We start from the raw sequence: 16,574 nt of genomic DNA on the forward strand, positions 1-16,574 counted from the left end.
GTACTCCTAAGACGATCAAAAACTTCGAAGAACGCCTTCTTCTTGTCATGGCCGGACCGATTCGGACCTGACGAAGTACCGCTTAAACGAGACACGGTCGTTGCAACTCCCAAAAATTCTGGGTGTTGCAACGACCGCTAGAACCCAAGAAGGTGCGGGGCCGACGTCGTTAATGCCCGAAGGTCAGGCGACGTTGTTCTCGTAGTCCATGTCTTTGGTTTCCTTGGAGATGAAGAGCGCAATAAGTGTCAGCACAGCCATCGCGCTGAGGTAGACGCCCACCAGGACGGTGCTGCCCTTTCCGACTTCCCACAGCCACACGGCAATGAACGGGGCCACGGCTGCACCCAGGATGCTGGAGACGTTGTAGCTGACAGCCGACCCCGTATACCGAACGTTCGTGGGGAACAGTTCGGGCAGCAGAGCACCCATGGGCCCGAATGTCAGACCCATCAGCGTGAAGCCGATAATCAGCAGCGCCATGGCACCTGCGAATCCTGCGCCAAAGAGCGGCACGAACAGCAACCCAAAGACGAAGATGCCCGCGGTCACTGCCAGGAGCGTCTTGCGGCGTCCGAACTTTTCTGCGAGCGGGCCCGCCACCAAGGTGAAGATGCCGAAGAACACCACGCCCGCAATGAGCATCCACAGGAACTCGTTCCGCGTGTAGCCAAGGCCAGGAACGAACGCCGCGGCCGCCGCTTCCGACAAAGGCTTTCCGGCCTTCTCAGCCGCAGCCTGCGCCCCCGCCAGCGTCGGTTTCGTGCCGTAAGTCAGCGTGAAGGTGGTCATCAGATAGAAGAGCACGTACGTGGCCAACATGATGAAGGTACCGAGAATGAGTTGACGCCAGCTGCTCTTGAAGACACGGCCAATTGGCAACTTGGCAACCTCATTGGACTCGACCACCTTGGTAAAGGCAGGAGTCTCGATGAGTTTGAGGCGAACGTACAGGCCAATGATCACCATGACGGCGCTGAGCAGGAATGGCACCCGCCAGCCCCAGGCTTCGAACGCTTCCGGGGAAAGGGTGTAGTTGAAGACCAGGAAGATGATGTTGGCCACGATGAAGCCGATGGGCGCGCCCAGTTGCGGGAACGTTCCATAAATGGCGCGCTTGTTGGCGGGCGCATTTTCGGTGGCCAGCAGTGCTGCACCACTCCACTCCCCGCCCAGGGCAAGCCCTTGCGCAAAGCGCATGACCACCAGGAGAGCCGGGGCCAGAATGGTCCAGCCGGGAACGGCGGCAGTGGGCAGGCAACCAATCAGGAAGGTTGCGATGCCCATGGTCAGCAGGGACGCAACCAAGGTGCCTTTGCGTCCAAATTTGTCACCAAAGTGTCCAAAGATGATCGAGCCCAGAGGGCGTGCGATGAACGCGACCCCAAACACAGCGAAGGAGCTCAGGAGTTGGGTGGTCTCGTTCAGGCTGGGGAAGAACAACCGGGGGAATACGAGGACAGCCGCCGTGGCGTAGACGTAGAAGTCGTAGAACTCGATCGTCGTGCCAATAAGGCTGGCAACAATCACCCGTCCCCGTGAGTTCACTGGCTTAGTGAACTCACCTTCCTTGGATGGTGCTGTGGAAGACATGTAGTAGCAGCTTTCGTTCACACCGGCCGATGCCCCTGGCGAGCCCGCCCGGCGAAGGATTATTCGAGAGTTCAATAATAGTTCCCGCAGTCCATTGACTGGACAACTAAGTCCACGATGCGGACCGATGGAAAAGTCTCATTCTGTGGTCCGGGCCACAATACCTCACCATTCCCTCACGCGCTGGTGACCCCGCCGATAGGGAAATGTCACAGCACGTTTACAAAGGGCGACGGTCCGCGAAACGCGTGAAACCTACCTTGGAAGAACAACGTCCCCCGAAGGAGGCACTCCGTGACTGTTGACCGCACTGCAGAAGAACTGGCCCCCGCCCAGTCCACTGCTACCGCCGTTCCCACCCTTGAACACCGCCCCGGCCGCTGGATCGCCAACTGGGATGCCGAGGACAAGGGCCAGTGGGAAGCCGAAGGCCGGTCCATCGCCAAGCGCAATCTGTACTGGTCGATCTTCGCCGAATTCCTCGGCTTTGTCGTATGGCAGCTCTGGTCGATCGTTGTCGTCCAGCTCCCCGCAGCAGGTTTCAAGTTCGATACCAACCAGATCTTCTGGCTCATCTCCATCCCCAGCCTCGTAGGCGCCACGCTGCGAATCCCCTACACCTTCATGGTGCCGAAGTTCGGTGGCCGCAACTGGACCATCGTCTCGGCACTGCTCCTCCTGATTCCCGCCAGCGGCCTGGCGATCTGTGTTTCCAACCCGGAAACCCCGTTCGGTGCCATGCTCCTGGTTGCAGCCCTCGCCGGCTTCGGCGGTGGCAACTTCGCCAGCTCGATGGCCAACATCACCTTCTTCTACCCGGCCCGCGAAAAGGGCTGGGCACTGGGACTGAACGCCGCGGGCGGAAACCTTGGTGCCGCCGTCGCGCAGCTTGTGGTTCCCATCGCCATCACCCTGCTCGCAGCTGGAACCGTGAACCTGCCGATGGCCGGCATCATCTGGATCCCGCTGATCCTGATCGCCGCATTCGGTGCCTGGAAGTACATGAACAACCTCACCAGCGCCAAGGGTGATGTGGCTGGATCCGTAGCGGCCCTCAAAGAACCGCACCTGTGGATCATGGCCTTCCTGTACATCGGAACGTTCGGTTCGTTCATCGGCTTCGCCGGCGTCTTCCCGAAACTGATCAAGGACTACTTCCCCGATTTCTCCTCCATCCACCTCGGTGCAGTGGCCTTGTCCCTGGCATTCCTCGGCCCGCTGGTCGGTTCGCTGGCCCGTCCTTACGGTGGCCGCATGGCAGACCGCATGGGCGGCGCCCGGATGACCATCGTTTCGTTCGCCTCCATGGCTGTCATCACCCTGACCATGATCTGGACCCTGCCACTGAAGAACTTCTGGTTGTTCCTGACCTTGTTCCTGGTGCTCTTCGTGGCGAGCGGCTTCGGTAACGGCGCTACCTACCGAATGATCCCGGTGATCTTCGCGACCTCCAGCCGGGCAGCCCGCTCAGGCGCCCCCAGCGCCTCAACGGCACGGTTGGCATCCTCCTCACTGGGCCTGATCTCGGCGATCGGTGCCTACGGCGGATTCGTGATCCCTCAGGTGCTGAACGCGTCGAGCTCATCAAGCGGCTCCTACACCCCGGCGTTCTACGGATTTGTTGGAGCCTACGTCCTGATGCTCGCCGTCTGCTGGGTCTGCTACATCCGCCCCGCCCAGAAGCGCAACACGATCGGACACATCTAGATGCCCAACGGCGCCGATACCCACTGCCCCTACTGCGCGCTCCAGTGCGCCATGACGCTGACCCCGGCTGCCTCGGCCGCCGGGGCAGCGCCCGCGCCCTCGTCCGACGCAGCACCGGCAAGCCCTGCCACACCTGCAATACCCGGTGAAGGTGCCGTGCCCCTGGAAGTTTCAGGGCGCGACTTCCCCACCAACCGGGGCGGGCTGTGCCGCAAAGGCTGGACATCGGCGTCGTTGTTGCGTCACAACGGCCGCGTCACCGAACCTATGCTCAAAGGATCCGACGGCGTCCACCAGCCGATCTCCTGGGACCAGGCCCTCATGCTGATCACCGCCGCTGTGAAGGACACCCAGAAGCAGCACGGAAACGACGCCGTCGGAGTTTTCGGCGGTGGCGGCCTCACCAACGAGAAGGCGTACATGTTGGGCAAGTTCGCCCGCCTGGCATTGCGCACCTCACGCATCGATTACAACGGCCGCTTCTGCATGTCCTCGGCGGCAGCGGCAGGCAACCGCGCCTTCGGCGTGGACCGCGGCCTCCCCTTCCCCGTCACTGACCTGGACTCCGCTTCCGTGATCCTCATGCTCGGCTCGAACGTCGCCGAGACCATGCCTCCGTTCGTCCAGCACCTTCAGGGCGCGCGCGACGCCGGCGGGCTGATCGTGGTGGACCCCCGCCGTTCGGCCACAGCGGCTTTCACGGGCGACGGCGGCGGCATCCATTTGCAGCCAACGCCCGGCACAGATTTGGCCCTCCTTTTGGGCTTCAGCCACGTTGTGGTCCACGAAGGCCTGGCCGACACCAGCTACATCGAGGCAAACACCAAGGGCTATGCTTCCGTGGTTCGCAGCCTCAACCCCTTCTGGCCCGAGCGCGTCCAGTCCATCACCGGCGTCCCGGCCACCCTCATCCGTGAGACCGCCCGGCGTCTGGCACAAGGCGCCCGCAACGGCGGCAGCTACATCCTCAGCGGGCGCGGCGTGGAACAGCACGTGGATGGTACGGACACCGCAACCGCTGCCATCAACCTCAGCCTCCTCCTTGGCCTGCCCGGCTCGGCCCGCAGCGGCTATGGCACGCTGACCGGCCAGGGCAACGGCCAGGGCGGCCGTGAGCACGGCCAGAAGGCCGACCAGCTCCCCGGCTACCGCAAAATCACCGATCCCGCCGCGCGCGCCCACGTCGCCAAGGTCTGGGGCGTGGACGAGTCGCTGATCCCCGGAGCCGGCCTTCCCGCCGTCGAACTCCTCAAGTCACTCGGAAAGCCCGACGGCGTCCGTTGCCTCTTCGTGCACGGCGCCAATGTGGTGGTTTCGGCGCCGGACACCAACGCGGTAACCAAAGGACTCCGCAGCCTGGACTTCCTGGTGGTCTGCGACTTCTTCATGTCCGAGACCGCAGCCGAGGCCGATCTGGTCCTGCCCGTGACGCAGTGGGCCGAGGAAGAAGGGACGCTGACCAACCTTGAAGGACGCGTCATCCGGCGTCGCAAGGCAATCACCCCTCCCCCGGGCGTCCATAGCGAACTGTGGCTGATGGCACGGCTCGCGGAAATGCTCGAGGCTCCGTCCATGTTCAGTGATGACCCCGAGACAGTGTTCGAAGAGCTCAGGCTTGCTTCCGCCGGTGGCCTGGCTGACTACTCCGGTATCGACTACGCCATGCTGGATCGCGGCGAAGCTGCCTACTGGCCGTACCCCGTGGGCAGCCAGGGAACGCCGCGCCTCTTCGCTGATGGGTTCGCGCATGCTGATGGCCGCGCCGTCATGGTTCCAGTTACCCCTTCCAAGCGGGCTGTACGTTCGTTTGCGGACGACTCCCTGGCCCTCGCCACTGGCCGCCTCCTGGAGCACTATCAGTCCGGTGCCCAGACGCGCCGCGTGAGCGAGCTGCTGGCGTCCCAACCTCAGGCTAAGCTCCTGATCCACCCTGGCACGGCCGCAGCGCGTGGCATTGCCGACGGCGATTATGCCACCGTGACCAATCAGCGCGGTGAGGTCCTCTGCCGGGCGGAACTCAGCAACTCGGTCCGCCCTGACACTGTCTTCCTCCCGTTCCACTTCCCGGGCCAGGAAAACGCCAACCGCCTCACTGAGGCGGTCACCGATCCCATCTCCGGCATGCCGGAGTTCAAGACCAGCCGGGTATGGGTCCGGCGGGCAGCGTCCACCACAGTGTCAGCGGCGCCAGTCGCCGTGCCTGTCGGATCCGGGCTGCCCCTGCACGCCAAGGAGGCATCATGAGCGAGCGCATTGTTGTTGTTGGATTCGGCCCGGTTGCTGCGCGACTGGTGGACGAACTGCTTCCCGCGGTCCGCACAGGACTCGTGCAACTGCTGGTGGTCGGCCAGGAAGCTGAGGCCGCATACAACCGCGTCATGGTGGCCGAACTCGGCGTCGGACGGACCACTCCTGAGGCCCTGGCCATGGCTGATGCTGCTGAACTGGAGGCCGACGGCGTCGACGTCCGGTTGGGTGTCAAGGTCAAGAGGATTGACCGCGCACGCCAGCACGTGATTCTCTCCGACGGCACCAACGAACACTACGACCGCTTGGTGTTTGCCACCGGCTCCCGGCCGGTCATCCCCAATCTCACCGGCTTGAACCCTGATCCGGCGGGCCCCGTTCTCCCGGCCGGAGTCACCGCCCTGCGCGATCTTCGCGATGCTGCCGTGCTCCGTGAAGCCGTAGCCGGCGGCAAACGCGTGGTGGTCCTGGGCGGTGGCGTGCTTGGCCTGGAAACCGCCCTCGCAGCCGCGGAGGAAGGCGCCCAGGCAACGGTGGTCCACAACGGGCCCTTCCCTTTGGGCAGGAGCATTGACCGCGGCAGCGGATCCGTCCTGACCAGCAGCCTCCGTGCAGGCGGCGTCCGAATGGCCGGGAACGCAAGGTCTACAGGTGTGGAAACCGCTGGTCCCGGCGGATCTTTCTCTGCTCTCCTGCTGGAGGACGGATCGGCGATCGACGGCGACCTGCTGGTCCTCTCCTGCGGCGTCCGCCCGAGGATCGAACTGGCCGAGGGGTGTGGCCTTCCTGTTGCGGCCGGAATACTGGTGGACCACCATCTCCGGACCTACCACGAGCCACATATGTTCGCGATCGGCGATTGTGCCGAGGTCCGCTGCCCTGACGCTTCCTGCCTCGATTGCCGGACCGCCACCGGCCCCTCTGGCTTAATAGGCCCCGGCTGGCGTCAGGCCGAATGGCTGGCTGAATACCTCGTGGTTCTGGCACAAGACGGCCAGGAAGCCGCGGATGCGCTTGAAGCCCTGCCCACGGAAAAGCCCGGCGTCGTGGTCCTGAAAGCACGGGGCATCAACCTGGCTGTTGCCGGCGATAACCAAGCCGATCCATGGGACGAAGAGCTTCTGGAAGCCGGGGCCACTTCTGGCCGGGCACGCCGCCAGATCTCCCAGTGGGCCGACCCCGAGCACGGCCGCTACGTCAAGATGACCACGCGCGGTGGAGTGCTGGAGGGTTTGGTGGCCGTGGGCATGCCCCGGACTGCCGCTGAACTCGTGGTCCTTTTCGAACGTTCCTCGGAGCTGCCAGCGGACCGTTCCCTGCTGCTTCGCCTGGACGGCCCTGACCAGTTGGATGCCGGCGCCACGAGCAACGATCCCCAGCGCACTGTGTGCCGCTGTGCAGGCGTCAGCGCGGCAAGCATTGAGGATTCCGTGCTGGAGGGTTGCAGCACTGTTGGGGAGGTCTCGAAGGCCACCCGCGCGGGCACAGGGTGCGGCGGATGCCACGAGGATATCAAGGGGCTCATCGAGAAGCACTTCCAAGCGGCTGCCGCCTGAGTGGTAGTTCGCCCGGTTCGCGGGAAAGCTGCGGGTTCGTGGGAAGTTTCCCTGCGTGCTCGCACGCTTCCCGCGTATTCGTTGCCGGGGCTTCTAGACTTTCGGGGTGAAGATCTCCGAACCCGCGCCCGGCGTCCACTTTGTTGAAGGACCTGCGTCCAACTGGGTCATTCTCCGGGATGCCCCGGCCTCCGCGGACGGGCCTGCCTTCCTACTGATCGACGGCGGATACCCCGCCGACCGTGACCTGGTCCTCGAGTCCATCCGCCAACTGGGGCTGGATCCCGCCAATGCCAAAGCCATGCTCATCACGCACGGCCATGTGGACCACACGGGCTCCGCGGCGTACTTCTCGCGGACGTTCGGCACGCCCATCCTGTGTTCCCCCGAGGAACTTGCCCACGTTCAGGGCAAGGAGAAGCACCAGGTCACGTTCGGCCAGGTGCTGGTGAGGGCTTGGCGTCCCCGCGTTTTCCGCTGGTTGCTCCATGTCATCAAAGCGAAAGCCCTCCAGGCGGAGCCCGCAACCCGCGCCGAGCCGTGGGACGAGAACAGGCTCCGGAGCCTGCCTGGCCAACCAGAAGCGATCCTCTTGCCCGGTCACACCCCAGGCAATGTTGCTCTACTGATCCCCGGGGCGCAGGCCATCGCCGTAGGTGACACATTTGCCAGTGGCCACCCGATCAGCACAAAATCCGGGCCCCAGATGCTGCACCGGATGTACCACTCGAATCCGGAGACCGCCCTCGCAGCGGCACGCTCCTTGAGCAGCGTCCAAGCCAACGTGATCCTGCCGGGCCACGGTCCTGCGTTGCACCTGCCCCTCGCCGAAGCCATCGCGAGCCTCCAAACGTAGGAAACAGAAACGCCCGTTTCGATGGCTCGCTGCGCATTCGACGTTTCCAACCATCGAATCCGCAGCAAGCCATCGAAACGGGCGCCACAGGAGCAAGAAGCTACATGTGCACGTGCAAGCGGCGCGCTGCCTCCGAGATGGACCCAGTCAGTGACGGGTACACCGTGAAAGCACTGGCGACGTCGTCAACGTGCAGTTTCTGCGTGACGGCCACGGAGATCGGGAAGATGAGTTCGGAAGCGTTCGGTCCCACCACCACGCCCCCAATCACGGTGCCGGATCCCTTGCGGGCGATGATCTTGACGAAGCCATCCTTGGTGTTGCGCATCTTGGCGCGGGCATTGCTCAGCAGCGAGAGCATCACGACGTCGCCCTGGTACTTGCCGGAGGCGAGATCGGCCTCGGAAACACCCACGGAGGCGATTTCCGGGGACGTGAAGATGTTCGACGCCACCTGGTTGAGCTTGAGCGGCTTCACGCCATCACCCATGAAGTGTGCAACCGCGATGCGGCCCTGCATGGCGGCCACGGACGCCAGCGCGAACACTCCCGTGCAGTCGCCGGCTGCGTAAATGTTGGGGGCAGTGGTGCGCGAGACACCATCCACCTTGATGTGCCCGGACTCCGTCAAGGTCACCCCTGCTTCCTCAAGCCCGATTCCGGCCGTGTTGGGGATGGAACCAACGCACACCAGGCAATGCGAGCCGGTGACCACCGATCCATCGCCCAAGGTGACCTTCACTCCGTCGTCCGTCCGCTCAACCGCGTTGGCCCGCGACCGGGACAACACGCGCACGCCGCGGCGCTCGAAGACGCCTTCCAGCAGTTTGGCGGCGTCCGTGTCCTCACCGGGGAGGACCTGGTCGCGGCTGGAAATCAGGGTGACCTTGGAGCCGAGGCCGTTGTAGGCGGAGGCGAATTCGGCGCCGGTGACACCGGAGCCCACCACGATCAGTTCCTCGGGCAGCTCGTCCAGGTTGTAGATCTGGGCCCAGTTGAGGATGCGTTCGCCGTCGGGCTTGGCAGTGGGGAGCTCGCGCGGGTGTGCGCCCACCGCCAGCAGGATGGCATCGGCGTCGATGGTGCGGACGCCTTCAAGGGTCAGGACCTCAATCGTGTTGTTGTCCAGCAATTTGCCGGAACCGATCACGATCTCCACGCCGAGGCGCTCCAGCCCCGCGCGGATGTCGTGGGACTGTCCACGGGCCAGCTCCAGGACGCGGTTGTTGATGTGCTTCAGGTCGGCGCGGGGCTTGGAGCCGCCGCCGTCGCCGTCGAACTTGACGCCCAACTCGTCCGCCTCACCGACGCGGGTCATGAGGTCGGCGGTGGCAATAAGGGTTTTGGAAGGCACGACGTCGGTCAGCACGGCGGAGCCGCCAAGGCCTGCCCGCTCGATGATGGTGACTTTTGCGCCAAGGGAAGCGGCCACCATGGCGGCTTCATATCCTCCGGGACCACCTCCCAGAATCGCGATACGGGGGGAACTGAAGTCAACTTGGGTGGTCACAATCCTCAATTCTCGCTCATTGCAGCGCAGGCTGCCAGTCAGCCAAGCCTCACCCACGGGTGTCGAAAAGGCGTCCCTACCAAATTGCCGCACACGCAAGGTAGCTTGTACCAGTGAGTAACACTGAGCTGATGAACACAGACCCTTTCGAAGCTGCCCGGGCCGCCGCGGACTTCATTGCCGCAGAGACCGGCGTTGAGTCCCACGACGTTGCCTTGGTACTCGGTTCCGGTTGGGCCGAAGCTGCGGATCTCATTGGTGAAACTACGGCCACGCTGAATGCCTCCGAGGTTCCCGGCTTCCACCAACCTTCAGTTGTGGGCCATGTGGGAACCATTCGCTCCGTCCTGACCAAGGAAGGCAAGCGCGCCCTGGTCCTCGGAGCCAGGACGCACTACTACGAAGGCAAGGGTGTCCGCTCCGTCGTCCACGGCGTTCGCACCGCCGCAGCCGCAGGTTGCAAGACGCTGGTCCTCACCAATGGCTGCGGTGGCCTTAATGAGGATTGGACCCCGGGCACGCCTGTACTCATCAGCGACCACATCAACCTGACCGCCACGTCCCCGCTTGAGGGCGCAACGTTCGTGGACCTCACGGACCTCTACTCCTCACGTGTCCGGCAACTGGCCCGCGAAGTTGATCCGTCACTGCAGGAAGGTGTCTACGCCCAGTTCAGCGGTCCTCACTACGAGACACCGGCCGAGGTCCAGTACGCCAAGCGCATCGGAGCGGACCTCGTGGGAATGTCTACGGCGTTGGAAGCCATCGCCGGACGCCATGCAGGCATGGAGGTCTTCGGCATCTCGCTGGTCACCAACCTCGCCGCGGGTATCAGCCCGGTTCCGCTGAGCCACGCCGAAGTCCTCGAGGCCGGCCAAGCGGCAGGCAAGCGTATCTCCAAACTGCTTGCGGAAATCATCGCGAAGCTCTGAAGGCCAACCTCCAACAATCCCCTCCATTACCGCCAGTAGGCCTCCATCGTCTGTGTGACTTGAACCATTTCAAAAGTAAACACACAGCAAATTCTCAGATTAAATCTGATTTATAACGAAACAATTGATTCCGTCGCGGAGTTGTGGCACGCGCACGCGTTGAGAAATGTAAGCGCTTGCACACAGATGTCTGACAATCCGTTTTGGCCTCTGAAACGTGCTTTGATTTGTCCCGCGAAGCCCGTCTAGCGTGGGAGTCGTTCCGGTAAGTCGACGTGCCGGAGCCGCCGCGGCGAGAACCCTGCAAGGGGTTCGCCGCACCTCGAAACGATGGCGTCCCTCGAAGACGCCATCAGCGGATCGAGCGGACGCTGTAGTAGCGAGCCCCCTCCCGGGGGATCAGGGCATGCGCCCCACTCCACGAAGTCCAACACTCCGCGAGAAGAGCAAGCATGAACACGCACTCAACCCTTCAACGGCCGCGCCGCCGTCTGCGACAGGCAGCCGCCCTCGCAGCCGCAGCCAGCGTGGCCGGAAGCATCCTGCTGGTGACGCCGGCTGCGCAGGCCAACCTGCCGGCTGACCCGCCGTCGAGCACCATGCCGGCACCCACGCCCGGCTTCCCACTGCCCTCCGTCCACACGCAGGAGGCGTACGACCCCGCCGCCGACTTCACGTCCAAATGGACCCGTGCGGACGCCAAGCAGATCATGGCACAGAGCAACACCAACGTTGCTCCGGGCCAGAACTCCATGAGCCCCGACGTCACCATGCCGGAAATCCCCAAGGACTTCCCCGCCATGAACGACGACGTCTGGGTTTGGGACACCTGGTCCCTGACGGACGAGAACGCGAACCAGATCAGCTACAAGGGCTGGGACGTCATCTTCTCCCTGGTAGCTGACCGGCACGCCGGCTACGGCTTCGACCAGCGCCACTGGAACGCCCGGATCGGGTACTTCTTCCGCAAGACCAACGCTGATCCTGCCAAGGACAAGTGGAACTACGGCGGACACCTGTTCCTGGACAACACGTCCATCGGCAACACGGAATGGTCCGGCTCCACGCGCCTCATGCAGGGCAACAAGATCAACGTCTTCTACACGGCCACCACGTTCTACGACGTTGCTGAGCGCAACGCAGGCGGCGGCGGCATCGCTCCGGATGCTGTCATTGCGAAGGCACTGGGCAACATCCACGCCAACCAGGACGGCGTGACCTTCGATGGCTTCGAGCACACCAAGCTGCTGGAGCCGGACGGAAAGATGTACCAGAACAAGGCCCAGAACCCGGGCTTCGCTTTCCGTGACCCGTACACCTTCGCGGACCCCGCCCACCCGGGCAAGACCTTCATGGTCTTCGAAGGCAACACCGGCGGCACGCGCGGCGATTACAAGTGCAAGCAGGAAGACCTCGGCTACCAAGCGGGCGATCCCCACGCCGAGAGCCTGAACCAGGTCAACACCACCACAGGTGCCTGGTACCAGACCGCCAACGTGGGCCTGGCTGTGGCCGACAACAAGGACCTCACCAAGTGGAGCTTCCTGCCCCCGATCCTGTCCGCCAACTGCGTCAACGACCAAACTGAGCGTCCGCAGATCTTCATCCAGAACGAAAACGGCAAGAACAAGTACTACCTGTTCACCATCAGCCACCAGTTCACCTACGCCGATGGCATGCGTGGCCCGGACGGCGTCTACGGCTTCGTCGGCAACGGCGTTCGCTCGGACTTCCAGCCGGTGAACAACAGCGGCCTGGCCCTGGGCTCCCCCACGGACCTGAACATGCCGGCCAACGCGCCGGAGGGTCCGGACCCCCGCCAGAATGGTCGTCAGTTCCAGGCTTACTCGCACTACGTACAGCCCGGTGGCCTCGTCCAGTCGTTTATCGACAACGTGGGCGGCGTCCGCGGCGGCTCCCTGTCCCCCACCGTGAAGATGAACTTCCAGGGTGGCGTGACGCAGGTTGACCGCAGCTTCGGCAAGAACGGCCTTGGTCCGTTCGGCTACCTGCCCACCAACGTCCGCGTTGGCGGCGAAGGACTCTACAAGTAGGCCGCAACACCCCCGGCCGTTAGGCCACGGCAGGGGTGCAGGCTCCACAAGGGCCGGCACCCCTGCCACTCCCCAACCCCAGGATCTCTCCCCATGACTTACCCCAATCCCCGCCTGTCCCGCCGTAACCTGCTGGCCGCAAGTGCCGCCGTCGTGGTCGCCTTTTCTGCTGCCGCCTGCACTGCTCCTGCACCGGAAAGCCCCGGCCTGGCAACGGAAAGCCCGACGTCGGCCCCCATCCCGGGCGGCCACCGGCCATCCGTTTCGGATCCGTGGCGGCCCGCAGCCCACCTGACGGCTGAAAAGAACTGGCTCAACGATCCCAACGGCCTCGTCTACCACGACGGGACCTACCACGCCTTCTACCAGTACAACCCGCGCGGGAACTCGTGGGGCAACATGTCCTGGGGCCACTCCACCAGCACGGACCTGGTGCACTGGGAACAGCAGCCTGTTGCCATGGAGGCGAGCCCGCAGGAGGAAATCTTCTCCGGTTCGATCGTGATGGATAAGAACAACGCGTCCGGACTGGGGTCCGCGCAGAACCCGCCCATGGTTGCCCTCTACACCAGTGCCTACGGAAAGAACGGCGTGCTCCCACAAGGTGCGCAGGCGCAATCCGTAGCCTTCAGCCTGGACAACGGCAGCACCTGGCAGAAGTACAAGGGCAACCCTGTCCTGAACCTGGCGCCCACCAACAACAACTTCCGCGACCCCAAGATCACTTGGTACGAGCCCGGCCGATACTGGGTGATGACCACTGTCGTGGCGGACGCGCAGGTAGTGAAGATGTTCAAATCCACGGACCTTCTCCACTGGGACTTCCTCAGTGATTTCTCCGGAGTCGGCGCCCAGGGCGGACTCTGGGAGGTGCCGGAACTCATCCAGATGGACGTAGAGGACTCCACCGCGAAGAAGTGGGTCATGCTGCTGAGCATCAACCCCGGTGGCATCGCGGGTGGCTCAGGCATGCAGTACTTCGTCGGCGAATTTGACGGCACCCGTTTCACGGCCGAGAACGCCGCGCCCGCGGATGCCCCGCTCACGGAATCCCAGTGGCTGGACCATGGCGCCGACTACTATGCGGCAAACTCGATCTCCGGAGCGCCCGGCGGCAAGCCCGTGCTCCTTGGCTGGATGGGCAATTGGGACTACGCCCAACACGTTCCCACCACGCCCTGGCGCGGATCCATGGCAATCCCCCGCGAGCTCACCCTGGTGCGGGGCCAGAAGCGGTTCGAACTGCGATCGGCCATTGCCGGCGTGGCGAGGGAAGCACTCGAACATGCCGGAGGTGAGGTGAAGAGCAAAAACCTCACCGTCGGGCCGGACGTGCAGGATCTTGGCAGTGATTTCGCCCGTCGTACGCAGCTCATTGAACTCGAAATGGACCTTGCCTCGGCTCGGGAAGCAGGAATTCTCCTTCGTCGATCCGCTGACGGCAGCGCTGGCCTGCGTATCTCCTACAACAAGGAAAAGCGCACCGTCAGGGTTGACCGTTCCAAAGCCGGGACCAGCAACTTCTCCGAGAAATTCAGCCCCTACCACGAGGTTGCCCTGCCCTCCTCCGGCAGCGACAGCAAGGTCCGCCTCCGCATCCTCCTGGATTCCTCGTCCGTGGAGGTCTTCGCCCAGGATGGGGCTGCAGTCATTTCGGACATCTTCTTCCCGGACTGGGACAACACGGGATCCTCTGTGTTCAGCATGGATGGGAACACGGACTTCACCGTCCGATCCCGCGCCCTCTAAAGCAACGCGGGGTCAGATATGGCCCATTGCGACTGGATTTATGGGCCATATCTGACCCCGCGTTGCCTTTGACGTGGGCAATGAGGATAGTTTTGTCCCTATGACATCAAGCGATGCCGCCCTTAACCAGCTGCTCACCGACGCCCGCGAATGGGCTTCCCACGATCCGGACCCCACGACGTCGGCCGCTCTCCTTGAGCTCACCGACCTCGCCAGCGGCGGTGACGCAGGAGCAGTCCAGGAATTGGGCGACAGCTTTAACGGCACCCTGCAGTTTGGCACTGCCGGCCTCCGAGCGGCTCTCGGCCCAGGTCCCAACCGGATGAACAGGGTGGTGGTGCGCCGGGCAGCGTCTGGCTTGGCTGCTTTCCTGACCGAAGTGGTCGCTGCAGCTGCGCCGGGTACCCGGCCCCGCGTCGTCGTCGGCTTTGACGCCAGGTATAACTCGGACATTTTCGCGGAAGAGACGGCTGCGATCTTCACTGCGGCTGGCATCGAGACCTTCCTCATGCCTGCAGCGCTCCCGACGCCGTTGCTCGCCTATGCGGTCAGGGCGCTGGATTGCGATGGCGGCGTGATGGTCACCGCGAGCCACAATCCGCCGCAGGACAACGGCTACAAGGTTTATCTTGGCCGGCACGCCGTGACTGAGAGCGGCAGGGGTTCGCAGATCGTGGCCCCGTACGATGCCCAGATTGCGGAAAAGATTGCGGACGTGGGCACCCTGGCGTCGATCGACCTGGCCGCGGCTGGCTGGACAGTACTTCCCAGCTCCATTGCCACGGATTATGAAGCGGCGATGGCAGGTCTGGTGGATGCAGAGCACTTCCCCTCGCGGGACCTGAAGATCGTCCTTACCCCCATGCATGGTGTCGGCGGCGAAACGGCCGTATCCGTGCTGAACGCGGCGGGCTTCACGGACGTCACCCTCGTCGCCGAGCAGGCCGAACCTGACCCCGATTTCCCCACGGTCGCATTTCCTAATCCGGAAGAGCCCGGCGCCCTGGACTTGGCGCTTGCGGCCGCGGCGGACCTGGGTGCCGACATCGTCCTGGCCAACGATCCCGACGCCGATCGGGCCGCAGTTGCTGCGGTTGACCCCGCAACCGGGGCTTGGCGGATGCTGCGCGGGGACGAAGTTGGTGCACTCCTGGGCGCACACATCGTTGCGCGCATGGCTGCCGGCGCCGGTGAAGAACCCCGGGCAGGCGTCTTCGCCAACTCGATAGTGTCCTCGCGGCTGTTGTCACGCATTGCGGCTGCAGCAGGCTACGCACATGAGGAAACACTCACGGGCTTCAAGTGGATTTCGCGCGTTCCGGGACTCACCTATGGGTACGAGGAAGCGCTGGGATACTGCGTGGCGCCGGATCTGGTCCGGGACAAGGATGGCATCTCAGCGGCAGTGTTGATCGCGGAATTGGCGGCAACCGCAAAGGCTGAGGGCAAGACGATCTTCGACACCTTGGATGAGCTGTACCTGGTGTACGGGCTGCACGCCAGTGACCAGTTGAGCATCAGGGTGGCGGACCTCGGGCTCCTGGATGCCATGATGAACCGCTTGCGGGTCAACCCGCCGGAAGCGTTTGGAGGCTCCGGCGTCGAGATTTTCACCGATCTTGCCGAAGGCAGCGAATCCTTGCCGCCCACGGACGGGCTTTTGTACCTCACGCGGGACCAGAGCCGCGTGATCATCCGGCCCAGCGGCACGGAACCAAAGCTCAAGTGTTACCTGGAGGTCATCCAGGCCGTGGAGTCGGCGGCAGAGCTTCCCGCTGCACGCCAAGCAGCGCGGACATCCCTGGACGATGTCCTTCGGGATGTCCGCGAAGCGTTGGGCTTGTAGCCGCCGGAGTCTGGCGGGTTCTTAGAGTTCTACCTCGATGTAGCCATCCACAAGGCGGGTGGCAAAGGTTGCGAGCTTGAGGTCTGGATCGGTGAAGCACTCACCGGTTTCGAGGTCGTAAACCTCTTTGTGCAGCGGCGACGCAATGGTCGGCCGGCTGCCGCGGGACCCGATAATGCCGCGGGCCATGACGTTGGCCAGGGTAGCCGGGTCCTGCTGTGCGACGGCGAAGACTTCGCCGGGTGCGATGCGGAACAACGCTACCTGCCGGTCCTCGATGAGTGCCGCTTCGCCCCAGGCCACTTCGAGTTCGTCCACCGGACACACACGGTGCCATTCGCCAACGGCGGTAGTAGTCAGTTCGTCGGCACGGTCCAGAATTACGGTCATTTCAGCCCCTCTCACTGTGTCCGGGCGCTGGCAATTTCCACCTTCACTCCCCCGGACCGGGCCACGCTTGCGGCCACTCTTCAAAGCTAGGGCGCGGGTGTTTCATCGGGGGTCCGCATTTGTGTCCGGTGCGT

Annotated in this window: 11 protein-coding genes; 8 read left to right on the top strand and 3 right to left on the bottom strand. The window is 63.7% G+C overall.

Translation table 11 applies throughout. The features are described 5' to 3' along the window. Nucleotides 1-183: 183 nt before the first annotated feature. Nucleotides 184-1,593: an MFS transporter gene (locus AC1DCM_RS22060; protein ID WP_477519730.1), complete on the bottom strand. Its 1,410-nt coding sequence runs from the start codon at nucleotides 1,591-1,593 to the stop codon at nucleotides 184-186. Nucleotides 1,594-1,887: 294 nt separating this feature from the next. Between AC1DCM_RS22060 and AC1DCM_RS22065 the strand changes: the two genes are divergently transcribed. The 4 genes from AC1DCM_RS22065 (at nucleotide 1,888) to AC1DCM_RS22080 (ending at nucleotide 7,959) form a co-directional block, all read left to right on the top strand. Continuing rightward, entirely contained in the window at nucleotides 1,888-3,300 is a 1,413-nt protein-coding gene (locus AC1DCM_RS22065) for an MFS transporter (protein WP_442006354.1), read from the top strand. Then, nucleotides 3,301-5,544, top strand: a complete 2,244-nt coding sequence (locus tag AC1DCM_RS22070; RefSeq protein WP_477519731.1) for a molybdopterin oxidoreductase family protein — start codon at nucleotides 3,301-3,303, stop codon at nucleotides 5,542-5,544. It begins immediately after the preceding gene. Beyond that, nucleotides 5,541-7,103, top strand: coding sequence for an FAD-dependent oxidoreductase (locus AC1DCM_RS22075; protein WP_477519732.1), 1,563 nt, complete (start codon nucleotides 5,541-5,543; stop codon nucleotides 7,101-7,103). Before AC1DCM_RS22070 ends, AC1DCM_RS22075 begins: the two co-directional genes overlap by 4 nt. Nucleotides 7,104-7,209: 106 nt before the next feature. Next, entirely contained in the window at nucleotides 7,210-7,959 is a 750-nt protein-coding gene (locus tag AC1DCM_RS22080; RefSeq protein WP_477519733.1) for an MBL fold metallo-hydrolase, read from the top strand. A gap of 100 nt (nucleotides 7,960-8,059) precedes the next feature. Here AC1DCM_RS22080 and AC1DCM_RS22085 read toward each other — a convergent pair whose 3' ends face one another. Continuing rightward, complete coding sequence (locus AC1DCM_RS22085) at nucleotides 8,060-9,469, bottom strand: NAD(P)H-quinone dehydrogenase (RefSeq protein WP_477519734.1); 1,410 nt, start codon at nucleotides 9,467-9,469, stop codon at nucleotides 8,060-8,062. A 131-nt stretch (nucleotides 9,470-9,600) separates the two neighbouring features. On the opposite strand from AC1DCM_RS22085, the gene AC1DCM_RS22090 reads away from it, so the two are divergent. From AC1DCM_RS22090 to AC1DCM_RS22105, 4 genes are all read left to right on the top strand, one after another. Further along, nucleotides 9,601-10,401, top strand: a complete 801-nt coding sequence (locus AC1DCM_RS22090) for a purine-nucleoside phosphorylase (RefSeq protein WP_442016810.1) — start codon at nucleotides 9,601-9,603, stop codon at nucleotides 10,399-10,401. A 452-nt stretch (nucleotides 10,402-10,853) separates the two neighbouring features. Continuing rightward, nucleotides 10,854-12,455: a glycoside hydrolase family 68 protein gene (locus AC1DCM_RS22095; protein WP_442006260.1), complete on the top strand. Its 1,602-nt coding sequence runs from the start codon at nucleotides 10,854-10,856 to the stop codon at nucleotides 12,453-12,455. 93 nt (nucleotides 12,456-12,548) lie between these two features. Then, entirely contained in the window at nucleotides 12,549-14,204 is a 1,656-nt protein-coding gene (locus AC1DCM_RS22100) for a glycoside hydrolase family 32 protein (protein ID WP_477519735.1), read from the top strand. Between the two features lie 100 nt (nucleotides 14,205-14,304). Then, nucleotides 14,305-16,050 (top strand): phospho-sugar mutase, encoded by a 1,746-nt coding sequence (locus AC1DCM_RS22105; protein ID WP_477519736.1) that lies wholly within the window; start codon nucleotides 14,305-14,307, stop codon nucleotides 16,048-16,050. Between the two features lie 21 nt (nucleotides 16,051-16,071). Here the strand turns inward: AC1DCM_RS22105 and nirD are convergent, their stop codons facing one another. Continuing rightward, nucleotides 16,072-16,440 carry a nitrite reductase small subunit NirD gene (gene nirD / locus AC1DCM_RS22110; RefSeq protein WP_477519737.1) on the bottom strand — a complete coding sequence of 123 codons (369 nt, stop codon included), beginning with the start codon at nucleotides 16,438-16,440 and terminating at the stop codon, nucleotides 16,072-16,074. Nucleotides 16,441-16,574: the final 134 nt, after the last annotated feature.

Source organism: Paenarthrobacter sp. 10N417 (assembly GCF_056394745.1).

What these genes read in the sequence shown, in the direction of transcription:
- AC1DCM_RS22075 (WP_477519732.1), top strand. Translation starts at nt 5,541, where the DNA reads ATGAGCGAGCGCATTGTTGTTGTTGGATTCGGCCCGGTTGCTGCGCGA.
- AC1DCM_RS22090 (WP_442016810.1), top strand. Translation starts at nt 9,601, where the DNA reads ATGAACACAGACCCTTTCGAAGCTGCCCGGGCCGCCGCGGACTTCATT.
- AC1DCM_RS22070 (WP_477519731.1), top strand. Translation starts at nt 3,301, where the DNA reads ATGCCCAACGGCGCCGATACCCACTGCCCCTACTGCGCGCTCCAGTGC.
- AC1DCM_RS22060 (WP_477519730.1), bottom strand. Translation starts at nt 1,593, where the DNA reads ATGTCTTCCACAGCACCATCCAAGGAAGGTGAGTTCACTAAGCCAGTG.
- AC1DCM_RS22100 (WP_477519735.1), top strand. Translation starts at nt 12,549, where the DNA reads ATGACTTACCCCAATCCCCGCCTGTCCCGCCGTAACCTGCTGGCCGCA.
- nirD (WP_477519737.1), bottom strand. Translation starts at nt 16,440, where the DNA reads ATGACCGTAATTCTGGACCGTGCCGACGAACTGACTACTACCGCCGTT.
- AC1DCM_RS22105 (WP_477519736.1), top strand. Translation starts at nt 14,305, where the DNA reads ATGACATCAAGCGATGCCGCCCTTAACCAGCTGCTCACCGACGCCCGC.
- AC1DCM_RS22095 (WP_442006260.1), top strand. Translation starts at nt 10,854, where the DNA reads ATGAACACGCACTCAACCCTTCAACGGCCGCGCCGCCGTCTGCGACAG.